Genomic DNA, 14308 nt, shown 5'->3' with positions numbered 1-14308 from the left:
TTATGAAGGAAAAAAGTATCGAGCTACTTAACAAGGCCGTAGCCGACGAACTAGCAGCTGTACACCAATACATGTATTTCCATTTTCATCTCGATGACCAAGGTTACGACCTATTGGCCAATCTATTTAAGCGTACCGCCATTGATGAGATGCTTCACGTTGAGGATATAGCAGAGCGTATCCTATTCCTTGGTGGCGATGTTGAGATGGAGGTTTCGCAACCTGTGAAAAAAATTCATGATGTGAAGGAAATCCTTAAGCTGGCTGCCGAAATGGAGGAACAAAGCGCCAACGACTACAACCTTTGGGCTAACGAGTGCTCAAAGAACAACGACTCAGTTTCGAAGAAACTGTTTGAGCGTCTGGTTGAGGACGAAGAGCGCCACTTCAACCAGTACGACGATGAAATGAATAATCTTAAGAAATTTGGTGAGAACTACCTTGCCCTACAATCGATTGAGCGTAGTAAGAATTTAGGTAGCGGCAGACCCGCCGAATAGTAACTCTTTGCCAACAACATCAATCTATAAATTTCAACAAACAACAAAAAATCAATAAAAATGGAAGAGAAACAAGAACAAGTATTCGCAATGCCTCGCATTGGCGAAAAGGCTCCCGAGTTTAAAGCCGTAACCACTCAGGGTGAAATCAATTTCCCTGGCGATTACAAGGGCAGCTGGGTAATTCTTTTTAGTCACCCTGCCGACTTTACACCCGTTTGTACCTCGGAGTTCATGACCTTCGCCTCAATGGAAAAGGATTTTAACGCTGCCAACTGTAAGCTGGTTGGACTATCGGTTGATGGGCTTTACAGCCACATCGCTTGGCTACGCACCATCAAGGAGAAGATTGAGTACAAGGGCATGAAGAATGTCGAGGTGACCTTCCCTCTAATTGAGGATATTACCATGGAGGTGGCCAAGAAGTACGGCATGATGATGCCCGGCGAGAGCAACACCAAGGCCGTACGCGCAGTGTTTGTAATCGACCCCAATGGTATTGTTCGTACCGTATTGTACTATCCACTTAGCCTTGGTCGTAATTTCGATGAGCTGTACCGCATTGTAATTGCGCTACAAGCAGCCGATAAGTTTAGCGTTGCTACACCAGCCGACTGGCAACCCGGCGACGATGTTATTGTTCCCACAGCAGGCTCATGCGGCGTGGCCAAGGAGCGCATGGAGAGCAAGGACGAGGATACCCATTGCTACGACTGGTTCTTCTGCACAAAAAAACTAGATAAGCAGAAAGTGCTTGATGCCATTATTAAGAAGTAAGCTAATCGTTTAATTATTAAAAGTGACTACCTTTAGGTGGTCACTTTTTTGTTTCGAGTAAATCAACAAATATGAAACGAAAACTCATCAAGTCAGCATCAAAAATTAATGGACTTATTTCCTTCCATAAGGTGCCTCAACGGGTAAAGAAAAAACCGGGCGAGGCACCGGGTACCGCCGTGCATACAGGCCATAAGGTTTTAGATGATGTGCTTGTTACGGTACATGATTTTGATGAGAACCACTACATCAGCAAGGATATAAAAACCCTTGATGAAGCGGAGAAATACTTGCAAAGCGAATCGAAAACATGGATTCAGGTTCGGGGGCTGCACGATGTGGAGAAGTTACAACCCATATGGAAGCACTTTAAGCTACACCCACTTGTTGAAGAGGATATTGTTAGCATAAACCAACGCCCCAAGGTTGAACCCTACGACGAGTACATTTTTGTTGTACTCAGGCTGATAAGTCACATTAAGTCTGATGATGATGAATGGAAAAGCCTAAACGAGCAGGTAAGCATTATACTGGGGCAAAACTATGTTCTAACTTTTCAGGAGAGCGATGCACCAATATTTTCGCCTATTACCAAACGGCTCGAAATGGAGGGCACACGCTTACGCAGATTGGGGCCCGACTACCTGGCCTATGCCCTTATCGATTGCATTGTTGACCATTACTACAGCTCGCTCGATAATATCGATGAATCCATAGAGCGGATTGAGGAAGAGATAATTACCAATCCACAGAAGCACCATTTGCAACAAATACATTCGTTACGGAGCGAGCTTATGGCATTTCGTAAGTCGGTTTGGTCGCTGCGCGATGGGTTAAACTCCCTACTACGCGACGAGTCGCCCCTTATTAGCAAGGAGGTAAAACTATTTACCCGCGATGTGTACGACCACCTAGTGCAAGTAATTGAAACCATTGAGAATAGTCGCGAAATGGTGTACAGCCTTTACGATATGTACATGTCGAACCTGAGCAACAGGATGAACGAGGTGATGAAGGTACTAACCATAATTGCCACCATTTTTATCCCCCTCACTTTTATTGCAGGTATTTACGGGATGAATTTCAACCCCGAAACCAGCCCGTGGAATATGCCCGAGCTAAACTGGTACTTGGGGTATCCCTTTTCGCTTGCTCTAATGCTTGCTATGGTAGTTATTATGATTATGTTCTTTAGGCGAAGAAAATGGCTGTAGTTTTAGCTGGATAAAGTATCGCTTATAAAACATCTTAGGGTAATCCTATCAACCTTACCTGTTGGAGTTTTGGGTATTTGGGTCATTATAAATATTTGTCGGGGCATTGCGTAGGGATGAACAAGTTGTTTAATCTGAGCCAGCAGCGAATGTTTATATTCCTCAGTCATACCTGTTGACTCTACAGCCAGCACCACCGTTTCGCCCAACTTATCATCGGGTATGGAGCTAATAACCATAGCGCTTGTATGCAATTTGGCGATGGATTGTTCAACCTCCTCGGGCATAATCTTTATGCCTCCACTATTGATAACATTGTCGTACCGGCCCAGCCATCGGAATTCTTTACTATTCAACACCTCAACAATATCGTTGGTAACTAGTATGCCCTCAAAAAGATGTTTATTTTCTAGGGTTAGGCAACCTCTATTATCTATGCCGATAACTGTATCGCCAATGATGGTATAGAAATCCTTGCGTTGGCTGCCATTTACTTTTCGAAGTGCAATATGGCTGCTGGTTTCGGTCATACCGTAAGTTGCAAAAATATCAATGGGCAACTGCTGCACCTCCTTCTCAAGCGATGGGCTTACCTCTCCCCCACCCACAATAATGGATTTTACCAACGGTTTTTTCTTTAAGGTTTGTAGCGATTGGTGGAGTTGGAATGGTGTGAGGGCTGTAAAATCGATATAAGGATTGAAAGGTTGAATACCTGACTGTCTCTGGCAGGATTGGATGAATGGATGATTGATGAATGGGTTGCTTGAGGGCTCAACGGTAAGCAGATTCAATCCGGAGACAAAGGCTCTAACTATCATCATACGGCCAGCGATATACGCTGCGGGCAGGCAGAGCAAAGCGGAGCTTTGGCTATTTAGGTCGAAAAAATTGCAGGTTTGGCTTGCAGAGTACTCTAGCCATTTCTTCTGTAGCTTGATATTTTTAGGTTCGCCGGTAGAGCCGGAGGTTTTCACCTCGATATAATCAGCATCAGAAAGCCACTCCCGAATAAATATGTAGATATCCCTCTCCCACGTTGGGGTGGATTGTGAACTAACCTTCTCCTCACAGAGCTGAAGCAAAGTTTGCTGCGTGTAATGTTTGTTGTTTATTGTAAGCAAAACCAAATTCGATTACGTGTTGTACTTATGGGTTGTAAAGTTAGTGGAATTGTTGTTAAATTCTTTTGTATTGACGTTGCCATTTTACCTACCCTTGGCAGGGACCATCGGACGATGGCAAGTCAATCATCATTCACTCAATCACTCAATCACTCAATCATCAATATTCAATTTTCAATTTTCAAATATTGACGCTGACAGCTTGCCTGCCCATTGGCAGGGTGCTTCGCACGCTGTCAGGTCAAACAACTTCTCCCCATCTATTTGCTGGATTGTAAAACAATTCCGCTTCACGCAGCTGTAATGGCGATGAAATGTTATTGCTAAAAACCTGCCCGGTTCCAAGACCTTGAACCATTGATACGCTATGCGTAAATACCCATTGCGATATGGCATTTAGCCCAACGTTGCTTTCCAAGGCCGATGTGGCCCACCAGCCAATATTTTGGCCTTTGGCCAACGATATCCACTCGTTGCTCACTTCGAGGCCACCAACCAAGCTGGGCTTTAGGATTATGTACTGAGGTTTTATACGCGTTAGCAATTTGGCTTTTATTGATGAATTTGAAATGCCAATAAGCTCCTCATCCAAGGCAATAGGTATTGGAGAGTCGGAACAGATACGGGCCATCTCGTCCCACTGCCCCGCTGTAATGGGCTGTTCAATGGAATGGATATGATAATCGGAGAGCCTTTTCAACCGCTCCATTGCATCCCGTGGCGAAAATGCACCATTGGCATCGAGACGCAGCTCAAGATCATCGGGAGAAAACTCTTTTCGAATACTTTTCAGAAGTGAAATTTCCTCATCGAAGTTTAGCGCCCCCACCTTAAGCTTTAACACCCTAAAGCCACTATCCAACTTTTCGCGGATGCGAGCCTGCATTTCGGCTTTTGTTCCCATCCAAATAAGCCCATTTATGGGAATACCTCGAGTACCAGATGTGAAATCGGAAGGGAAAAGAATACCGCTTTCGTCATATTTTAAATCGAGCAATGCTGTCTCGAGTCCGAAACGAATCGAGGGAAAATCTTTTAGATCGGAGAGATTAGGGATTGCTCCCGCATTTATATCATCAACAACCTCCAGAATCTTCGGCTCGTAGCCATCGGTGTACTCGGGATTTAAACCAGGAATAACCGAACACTCACCAATTCCCGTTCTACCAACTTTAGCAATAATAAAAAACCACGATGGTTTACTATACAATGTCCCCCGTGAAGTTTGTCCAGGATTTAGAAATTGAAAATCGATTCTCTTTAAGGCTGCCCTAATCATCACTAAAATCTTACAAAATCTTACAAAATCATTCCAACGCCAAAAGTAACCGTAAAGATGAATGTTGCAAATGCCAATCGCTTTAGCTCTGGGTACAAATCGGCAGGATTTGAATGCCTGAAAACTGCCACCAGATTACTAATGAACAATGGGAAAGCAAGAACAAAAAGGAATTGGTAAGCAGAATGATAGTTGAAAATTACAAACACTGGACCCAAAAGTGCCGAAACAACAATCAATACCAAATGGTAAAACTTTGCTTTGCGATTGCCAAGCAACACCACCATTGTCCTTTTGCTTGCAGCCTTATCGCTCTCGTAATCGCGAAGATTATTCAAATTGAGTACCCCCGTGCTAAGCAAACCAATGGCTGCTGCTGGCATAATGTGCCAAGGGTTAAATGTTCCTGTGTGCAAAAAATGGGTTCCCATAACCCCAATGAGCCCAAAGAATAGGAACACAAATAAATCGCCCAGTCCCCTATAGCCATATGGATTTTTGCCAACCGTATATTTAATGGCGGCAACAATGGCAATAATTCCTAACACAAGGAAAAAGAGTACAACTCCAATATCTTTTCCTTTGGTTCCAAAGTAAATAAGCAACACACCAGAAATAAAAGCCAAAGCAATATTTATAAGCAACCCTTTTTTCATTTGTTTGGGAGATATCTCACCGCTTTGCACCATCCGCCGTGGGCCAATTCGATTATGGTTATCAGCTCCGCTTTTAAAGTCGCCATAGTCGTTGGCAAAATTGGATAGCACTTGCAGTAGAAGGGTTGTGATTGTGGCAAGGATAAATACGCTCCACAGGAAGTTTCCATCTGCCCAAGCAAGGAAACTTCCCATAAGCGGACTCGACACTGCCAAAGGCAGTGTTTTTAGTCGCGCCGCTTCAACCCATGCTTTAACTTTGCTCATTGTTACAACAGGTTATGGAAACCTAGGATATTTTTTAAAATCGGGATCGCGCTTCTCGAGAAAGGCGTGCTTGCCCTCCTGAGCCTCCTCGGTAAGGTAGTACAGTAGGGTTGCATTTCCGGCCAACTCCTGTATACCCGCCTGACCATCGAGCTCGGCATTAAGCCCCATCTTAATCATTCGAAGTGCCAAGGGACTACGCTTCATCATCTTTTTGCACCACTCTACAGTTGTATCTTCCAGCTGATCGAGTGGAACCACCTTATTCACCATTCCCATCTCACGAGCCTCCTCGGCGGTGTACTGGTCGCACAGGAACCAAATCTCACGCGCTTTCTTCTGCCCTACGTGTCGCGCTAGGTACGATGATCCAAAACCTGCATCGAAGCTACCAACCTTAGGCCCAGTTTGCCCAAAAATAGCATTATCGGATGCTATGGTTAAATCGCAAACCACATGCAGAACGTGGCCGCCACCAATGGCATACCCATTAACCATTGCAACTACCGGTTTGGGCAACGAACGTATTTGACGTTGCAAATCGAGCACGTTCAAGCGAGGAACGCCATCTTTCCCAATGTATCCGCCAATACTTTTCACATTCTGATCACCACCACTACAAAAAGCCTTATCGCCCTCTCCGGTTATAATTACCGTAAAAATATCATCGTTCTCCCTGCAAATCACCATGGCATCCTTCATCTCCTGAACGGTATCGGGAGTAAACGCATTATAATACCTAGGACGGTTTATGGTGATTTTGGCAATGCCCTCGAAGATTTCAAATTTTATCTCGCTGTACTCTTTTAGGGTTGTCCAGTTCCTTTTCATACTACTTGTGGTTAAGATATTTAAAGTATTGTTTGTATGTTTCTGCCGATGTGCTGCCCGATGTTTCAATATGAATAACAACAGCGCTGCTATTTGGTTTCAACGATTGGTCTAACGCATCGCTTAACGTTTCAAGATTATTTGCATTCAGATAGCTAACACCATATGATGCGCATAGATCTTTAATTTTTAATTGATGCGGTGCTTCGACAAAAGGTCGAATTTTCTCTACCTCTGACCCCGAATCGATAACCCGAAAGATATTTCCGCCTCCATTATCCATTACAATAATGCAGAGATTTTTGGGGAGATTATTGTTCCACAACCCATTTGAATCGTAAAGAAAGGCTAAATCGCCAATTAGCAGAATGTTCAGTTTGTCTGTTACTGCTGCAGCGCCAGCTGCTGTAGAGATGCAACCATCGATTCCCGATGTTCCTCGATTGGAAAAGTAAGAAATATCGGGTCGAGAGCTAAAAAGTTGGGCGTAACGAACTGGCGTGCTGTTTGCCAAATGTAGATTGATATTTGAGGGTAATCGATCAATAACACTTGCCCAAGCAGTTAAATCGGTAAAACCAGCCAATTGCAGGTACTCGTTATGGCGAATCTCGCTCTGCTTCTTAACATTCTGAGCAAATTGCGAATACTCGATATTTGGAGAGCCAGCCTTTGAAACCTCGCTGAAAAATTTCTCGGGTTTTACTCTAATATTCAGGCTAAGCGATTGGAATGTGTCGATAAACAGATCATTCTCATCGATATGCCAATGTTCCTGTGGGGAATACTGACGTAGATATTTTTTAAGCCTTTTGGATATTATGGAACCACCAAGGGTAACAACCAGATCGGGGCGAAAATCCTCAAGGTGCTCGGTGCTGAGTGAGGCCATGAACCGATCGGGTGAATAGATAAAATCATCACCAACTAAATTGGATAAGTTCTCGGCAAAAACAACCACTTCGTGGTTACTTGACATTTGGTTAAGTACGCTTTGCAACTTAGGGTTGCTATTGGAAAATCCGCAAATAACCAACCTTTTTTTTGCCTCCCTCCATCGAGTCGAAATTTGCTGCCAACTGTCTGTATCAATTTCCATTTCGCCAGAAATGGTGTGGATTGGTTTAATTGGCAAGTCGACTGCCGGAAGCGGATCGTAAAGGGGCTCTTTAATGGGAATATTAATGTGCACTGGGCCAGGAGAGCCTATTGTACTTAAGCCAATGGCTTCGTTAAGTGATCGTCTGAAGTACCACAAATCGCTCTGCTCCTTGGTGCTCGCAGGCATCTGAAACGATTTCTTAACATAATTTCTAAAAATATCGAACTGCCGAATAGTTTGCCCATCGTTTTGGTCAATCCATTCGGGTGGGCGGTCGGCTGTTAGAACCACCAATGGAACCTTTAGGTAAAATGCTTCGGCCAGCGCAGGTGCATAGTTAGCCACTGCAGTTCCCGAGGTGCAGACCAGCACCACAGGTTTCTGAAGCTGTTGAGCCATTCCCAATGCGAAATATCCTGCACTTCGTTCATCAACAATGCTAAAGCATTTAAAATTGGCATTTGATGCAAAGGCAAGAATAAGCGGTGCGTTTCGCGAACCCGATGATATGACCGCATGCATTATGCCATGTTCCAAGCAAATATGGGATATTTCGCTAATTCCTTGTAGAGCCGATGGCATAATGAATTCTAGTTTAGCGTTTCAACAATACTCATTAAAGTTCTTTTCTTGCTATTGGTCTCCTCCCACTCCTTTTCGGGATCCGAACCAGCAGTGATTCCTGCACCAAGGAAATAGATAAGTTGATCAACTCCGACCCTCATACACCTAAGGTTTACAAAAAGAGCATACTGCTTTTCAATGTTAAAGGTACCCAAAAAACCTGTATAGTACTCCCTATCGTGCTCCTCAGATTTAAGAATAATCTCTAAAGCCTCATCCTTGGGTAATCCACACACCGAGGGAGTTGGGTGAATGGCATCAATTAGTTCCACTATTTTACCCTGCAAAGCATCTAAACTAAAAGTGAAACGGGTTAAAAGATGCTCCACGGCTCCAGCCAGCTTTGTTTGCGGGCCTTGCCTCGAATACTGCTTAATTTGAAAACTTTCGAGGATTCTATCGATATATCTTGTTACAATCTCCTGCTCCTCCAACTCCTTTGCACCCCACTCTATATCAATGCTTTTACCATTATATAGCCTTGTTCCGGCAAGCGAAACGGTTGATACCACATCATCCTTAATCTGAAGTAATGGTTCGGGACTTGCACCTATCCATAATCCAGCGTCGGCAATGTGAATCATAAACACAAAAGCATCGGGATAGCTACGTTGGAGCTCTTGTAAGAGTAAGCTAGGGTTAAAACTTGTGGGTTTAGATTCAATGCTAATTCGCGATAGCACCAGCTTATCTAACCTTCCAGGATTTATTTTATTGCGAAACTCATCGACCTTAGCAAGGTACAATTCACGAGAAGTTTCACTTGGGCTGCAAACAACATTGGTTGTGCTGGGCTTTACTTTAACTAGATCATCATTGAAAATTGTGAACAAAGATTCATCAATGTTATTGCCCTTAATAACCAAATCAGGCTCAATGAGCCTGATGGGATGGTGCGATTCTATGTTGAAGGGCGCAAAGACAAAACCCGATTTGCCCTCCAACTCCATTAGATTAGCTAGCGCAATGGGCTCAGTTTTCCATTGAACCAATGTGGTTACCTCCTCCAGATCGGGAAGTTTATATGTTACAAAGGCAATTCTATTTTCAAGCGCAAACTGGTGAAAATTCATCATTTCCAATTACTGTGTTTCGGGTAATTTTTGCTATTTCTTCTCGACTAGCATATTAGATACCCTGCATATAGAGATTTTGCGACCATCATCGGCCGATATTACAACATCCCAAATGTGGGTTCGTGTGCCATTATGAGTTAGGGTGGCGTGAGCGTTTACATACCCTTCGGAAATTGTGCCAATATGATTTGCGCTAACCTGAAAACCAACAATATTGAATTTACTAACATCAACCAATGCAAGCGATCCAGCACCAGCAATAGTCTCGGCGAAAGCCAAACTGGCACCACCGTGCAGAATACCCATTGGCTGCAGAGTACGCTTATCCACTGGCATACGTGCTTTTAGCCCGTTTTCGCCTATCTCGGTAAATTCAATTCCCAAATGCTCAATCAAAGTATTAGCACAAAGGCTATTAAGTTCACTAACTGTTATCATTATAAAAACTATTATTCAGACAAATTTAGATTTTTTACTGCAATTCTTTTAGTAAAACCTCAAGTTTGATAGTAACAATAGAAATGTAAGGTGGTTTTAAACAGGTTACGATTTTAATTTTTTATCGTAAAAATTGACTTTCCAGACAACTACAGCTCACATACATTCCGAAAAGTTCCCCAATGCTTAAACAGATGAAATTCTAAGTTGATATTTCTTCTTTAAATAATCAACAGCATTCTCATTCCTGGCAAAGCCAAGCAAAAATCCACCTCCCCCAGCCCCACACAATTTCAGATGATAGTCTTCGGATTCAATTCCATCCTTCCATATCGACTGATACTCGGGCAGTATCATTTCATTTAGATGGGTTAGCTGAAATTGAGAAAGTTCCTTTAAAACAGCAAAAAACTCAGACTTTTGGCCACTCAAAAACAGATTTAACGCGAGGTTACTCAATCTAACCAAATCATTTTTTATCAGTATCTTAAATTCAAGGTCACTAACTTTATGGTTAAAGACACTCACAAAATCGGCTGTTGAACGACTAATCCCGGTATCAATAAGAAAGGGTTTAATTCCGAAGTTTTTAAAATCGAGAGCATTAACTCTACCATTTGTTTGTAAAATTGGTTTGTTAATATAGCTAACCAAAGGATCAAGACCCGAACTGCTCCCGTGAAAATAGGACTCTAAAGTGGCCAGGTTTTGTTTGGTCACTAAGAGGTCATCTTCATTAGGCTGAAAATATTGGTGGTAAAACGCGGCAACCAGCGCGCCAGAACTACCAACCCCGTAACCCAAAGGAATATTTGATTTAAAGTAAAGCCCGCTGGATAAATCGCGGCTAAATCGCTCAACATCAATATTGCCTTTTACTTCATATTTTTGGATATAATCCATAAATCCCATTAGAATCTGGTTCGATTTAACCTCATCGCTGTTGGGGTTACTATAATCGCTGTAAAAATCGAAGAAACCCGAGTATTCAGGGAATGGTATAAGCAAAGCATCCGAACCTTGCAGTACGGAGTACTCGCCAAACAGTAATATTTTGGAGCTAAACCTCATTGCTATTCAATTTGCGTTGGGCCAACGGAAATCTCATCGTCAATCCACCGGCCATTTTCGCAAAGGTTTAAAAGGTTACTTTCGATAAAACGAACCATCTGCTCGCACACTGATTGGGGATACAGTATATGAATATTGGGACCAGCATCAAGCGTAAAAGTAAAGTTGATATTTTCCTTTAGCCGAAATTCTTTTAGTCGCTCAATTGCCACAAGCGTATTGGGTTTTAAGAGAACTACCGAGGGGATTGATGACATCATCAGAGCGTGCAACGACATGGCCTCATTCTCCACCACCTGAGCAAAACCAGCCTCATTGCCACTTTGCAAATGGGCTAAAATCGATTTTAGATTCTCCTGCGCCTGATTGTATCGGGTGTAAGCATACTTATGATTTTCCATTAACGCATGACCACCAGTACTCGATAGCTCCTTTTGTCCCGAATCGATAATTAAAATAGCATCGTGGTAGGATTTGAACACAGGGTTTATGCCATTATCAACAGGAATGGCTACCTCGTTCGATGAATTAGAGATAGCATCGGTTTTGCCCCACAGGGCAAGTTTTCCGTAGGTTGAACGGCAAGCGCTGCCCGAACCCAAGCGCGCCAGAAACGAAGCTTTCTGGTAAAACTCATCATCGGATTGTAGGGTTCCAAAATATTTCTTTTCCATACTGCACAGACATAGCGCCAAGGCGCTAAACGACGAGGCCGATGAGGCAATTCCAGCGGAATGTGGGAACGTATTTGCACTATCGATTTTGAGCTGCAACTGGCTAAGAAAAGGCATATATGCCGATATTTTCTCGATATACCGAGAAATCTTTGCCTCGAACTTTTCGTTTCGTTTCCCCTCAAAGTAAAAATCTACATTCGACTGGTTACCATCTCTATGTTGATAATCAATACTAGTTTTGGTTTTGGAATGTTTTAGCGTAAAGCTAAGCGAAGGGTTTTGCGGTAGCTGGTCGCCGTACTTGCCCCAGTACTTTACCAACGCAATATTCGATGGGCTTTCCCAACTAACCCTACCACTGTAAGGCGAATTTAGGTCGATAAGATGCTTTGCATCTTGCAAGTATTTTCTGGTAAACTTATTCTCATTCATAGCGCAATATCGTAATAGGGTAAGATTACATCCAAACCCTTTGCTTTAAAATAGCTGTAAACATAGCTGGCCTCGCCGCTGTGGGTTGCCATAATAAAATCGCCACCCCATGCTCCCAGCGACTTTACTGAGCCATCGAAATCGGGAAACATTTTCCGTTTTACTGGTTCCAAACCCAACGTTTCGGCCACAATCTGCTCGTGCTTATCAACCAAAGCCTCAAACTCGCGGAGCGAAGCAGATTTGACAATTCTTTTTGATATGTCCGAAATTCTATCGGCCTCAACGTTTCGCCCTTTAACTTTTTGCCCAAGCTTTTCGACACTCGCTGACGAGTTCTGCTTTTGGCCAAGGTAGATAAAGTAGATTTTATTGAGGAAGTTTGGATTAAAATCAACCCTAACAACCTCTGGCTTTGGGGAGTTTCTGTAGAGAATAGGACTATCAGACATAGCGCAAGCCACATCGTATCCCGAACCATTGGTAGTGGCAAACAGCAACTCGTAGGGATTAATTTTGGCCCACTGGGCCAAGTTGGCAATTAGCGTGGAGCTACTGCCAAAACCCCATTCCATTGGGAACTCAACATTTGCCGAAATACTAACCGATTGTGAACCGTTTAATGCTGCACTTTTATCTTTCAAAAACCTTAGAAGTTTCTTGATAAACTCCGACGATTTGCGGTTGTTTGTTTCAACAGTACTTATATCGGCCTTTGAAAAAATTGCAGTGAACCAAAGCTTTCCTATTACAGCAGTTGACCAGTAAATCAAATTTTTCCCATCATCAACTAATTCCATATCCATTCCTTGACCAAGTTTTAGGGGAATGGCAAAAGCCGTTGCACCGATGAGGACAAAGTACTCGCCGGTGATTAGCAACTTGCCGTGGGAATAAAATTGATTGGGCATTGATAAACTTTATTTTCCTAAAAAATCCTGCACAGCCTTGTGCGATACCTTTTTATCTTTAAAAAATTTAGTAGCCTGTAGCTTTTGCTGCTCGGTTGCACCAAGAGTGTTTAAACTATTATTAAGATGGAACCGCATATGCCCCTTCTGAATTCCTGAAGTGGTTAGCGCACGCACAGCCGAAAACGTGTTGGCTAATCCGGCGGCGGCAGTGATTTCCATTAATTCACGAGCCGAAGGATTTCCCAGAATTTCGAGCGATAGCTTGGCCAGCGGATGCATTGTGGTTAATCCTCCTACAGTGCCTAAGGCCATTGGAATTCGCAGGGTATACCGGAACTTACCATTATCGATATCAACTGTGGTTAAACTTTTGTAATGTCCATCGCGCGATGCGTAGGAATGGCCGCAAGCCTCAACCGCCCTAAAATCGTTGCCTGTGGCAAGCGCTACGGCATCGATACCGTTGTAAATCCCCTTATTGTGGGTGGTTGCCCTGTAGATATCTATATTGGCAATATCAACAGCTGTTTTAAACTTTAGGGCGTAATCGGCTGGCAATAGACTACCCGACACCTCGGCTAGTCCCTCAATATCACATTCCACGTAACACTCCACAAGGCTTTCGGGTGTATGGTTCGAGAGGATTGCCATCACAATTTCGCAATCGGCCTCAGCACCTTCGAAATTATCTGCAAAATATTGTTTTAACGATTGCGCCATCTCCTCGAGTACCGAGTTTATTATGTTGGCGCCCATAGCATCGGCGGTTTCGAAACTCACCCTGATTTGATAGTAATTGGGTAGTTGGTGAGTAAAATCTAGTAGTTCGATTCCCGTTATGCCACCATTACGCTTCTTCATATTGGCAAGTAGATACTCCGAATCGTTTATCAAAATATCTTTGATTTTGGGAAAATGTTGGTTTAATACCGAGCCATTACCGAGCCACTTAAAGTGCACCTGTCCCACCTTTGTTGTGCCAACAACTTTTGATGTAAACCCACCCCTACTAAACCAAAACTTGGCAGCTGCCGATGCAGCGGCTACTACCGAACTCTCCTCAATAACCATTGGAACGAGATAGTGCTTTCCGTTGACCAGAAAATTTGGCGCAATGCTGTAGGGTAGCATATAGTTCGACAGCACATTCTCGCTAATCTCCTCAAGCCTAGCCTGAAGGTTAGAATCAGGAAGTTTAAAATGATTTAAAATCGAGAAATCATCCACAGTTTTTCCCAGAAAATGGGCCATCGAATCAACCTTCGCTTCGTTGGTTAGCTTTGAATAGCCATTTATGTAGTTTGATTTTTCCATTGTTTTTAGTTG

Annotated in this window: 14 protein-coding genes; 3 read left to right on the top strand and 11 right to left on the bottom strand. The window is 43.2% G+C overall.

Going from position 1 to position 14308, the window contains the following annotated elements; genetic code table 11:
- Positions 1-2 precede the first annotated feature (2 nt).
- The 3 genes from G8O23_RS01885 (at position 3) to corA (ending at position 2491) form a co-directional block, all read left to right on the top strand.
- Positions 3-500 (top strand): bacterioferritin, encoded by a 498-nt coding sequence (locus G8O23_RS01885; protein WP_166361185.1) that lies wholly within the window; start codon positions 3-5, stop codon positions 498-500.
- Positions 501-560: 60 nt separating this feature from the next.
- Positions 561-1277 (top strand): peroxiredoxin, encoded by a 717-nt coding sequence (locus G8O23_RS01880; protein ID WP_166361183.1) that lies wholly within the window; start codon positions 561-563, stop codon positions 1275-1277.
- 71 nt (positions 1278-1348) lie between these two features.
- The gene (gene corA, locus G8O23_RS01875) at positions 1349-2491 is read left to right on the top strand and encodes a magnesium/cobalt transporter CorA (protein WP_166361181.1); all 1143 of its coding nucleotides are present in this window, start codon (positions 1349-1351) and stop codon (positions 2489-2491) included.
- A gap of 2 nt (positions 2492-2493) precedes the next feature.
- Here the strand turns inward: corA and G8O23_RS01870 are convergent, their stop codons facing one another.
- From G8O23_RS01870 to G8O23_RS01820, 11 genes are all read right to left on the bottom strand, one after another.
- Positions 2494-3576 (bottom strand): AMP-binding protein, encoded by a 1083-nt coding sequence (locus G8O23_RS01870; protein WP_166361179.1) that lies wholly within the window; start codon positions 3574-3576, stop codon positions 2494-2496.
- A gap of 280 nt (positions 3577-3856) precedes the next feature.
- Positions 3857-4894, bottom strand: coding sequence for an o-succinylbenzoate synthase (locus tag G8O23_RS01865; protein WP_166361177.1), 1038 nt, complete (start codon positions 4892-4894; stop codon positions 3857-3859).
- Positions 4895-4914: 20 nt separating this feature from the next.
- Positions 4915-5817 carry a 1,4-dihydroxy-2-naphthoate polyprenyltransferase gene (locus G8O23_RS01860; RefSeq protein ID WP_166361175.1) on the bottom strand — a complete coding sequence of 301 codons (903 nt, stop codon included), beginning with the start codon at positions 5815-5817 and terminating at the stop codon, positions 4915-4917.
- A gap of 12 nt (positions 5818-5829) precedes the next feature.
- Entirely contained in the window at positions 5830-6648 is an 819-nt protein-coding gene (gene menB, locus G8O23_RS01855; RefSeq protein WP_166361173.1) for a 1,4-dihydroxy-2-naphthoyl-CoA synthase, read from the bottom strand.
- 1 nt (position 6649) lies between these two features.
- Positions 6650-8332, bottom strand: a complete 1683-nt coding sequence (gene menD, locus G8O23_RS01850) for a 2-succinyl-5-enolpyruvyl-6-hydroxy-3-cyclohexene-1-carboxylic-acid synthase (protein WP_166361171.1) — start codon at positions 8330-8332, stop codon at positions 6650-6652.
- 8 nt (positions 8333-8340) lie between these two features.
- The gene (locus G8O23_RS01845; RefSeq protein ID WP_166361169.1) at positions 8341-9450 is read right to left on the bottom strand and encodes a chorismate-binding protein; all 1110 of its coding nucleotides are present in this window, start codon (positions 9448-9450) and stop codon (positions 8341-8343) included.
- A gap of 30 nt (positions 9451-9480) precedes the next feature.
- Complete coding sequence (locus G8O23_RS01840; protein WP_166361167.1) at positions 9481-9888, bottom strand: hotdog fold thioesterase; 408 nt, start codon at positions 9886-9888, stop codon at positions 9481-9483.
- A 186-nt stretch (positions 9889-10074) separates the two neighbouring features.
- The gene (locus G8O23_RS01835) at positions 10075-10959 is read right to left on the bottom strand and encodes a mevalonate kinase family protein (protein WP_166361165.1); all 885 of its coding nucleotides are present in this window, start codon (positions 10957-10959) and stop codon (positions 10075-10077) included.
- A 2-nt stretch (positions 10960-10961) separates the two neighbouring features.
- Positions 10962-12068 (bottom strand): diphosphomevalonate/mevalonate 3,5-bisphosphate decarboxylase family protein, encoded by a 1107-nt coding sequence (locus G8O23_RS01830; RefSeq protein WP_166361163.1) that lies wholly within the window; start codon positions 12066-12068, stop codon positions 10962-10964.
- The gene (locus G8O23_RS01825; protein ID WP_166361161.1) at positions 12065-12979 is read right to left on the bottom strand and encodes a GYDIA family GHMP kinase; all 915 of its coding nucleotides are present in this window, start codon (positions 12977-12979) and stop codon (positions 12065-12067) included. The genes G8O23_RS01830 and G8O23_RS01825 overlap by 4 nt, the downstream gene beginning before the upstream one ends.
- Before the next feature lie 9 nt (positions 12980-12988).
- On the bottom strand, positions 12989-14296 hold the full coding sequence (locus tag G8O23_RS01820) for a hydroxymethylglutaryl-CoA reductase, degradative (RefSeq protein WP_166361159.1): 1308 nt from the start codon (positions 14294-14296) through the stop codon (positions 12989-12991).
- Between the last annotated feature and the right edge of the window lie 12 nt (positions 14297-14308).

The sequence above is a fragment of the Perlabentimonas gracilis genome, from assembly GCF_011174675.1.
Lineage (GTDB): Bacteria > Bacteroidota > Bacteroidia > Bacteroidales > Tenuifilaceae > Perlabentimonas > Perlabentimonas gracilis.
The sequence above is the reverse complement of the archived record's forward strand: the minus strand, read 5'-3'. Positions and strand labels throughout refer to the sequence as shown.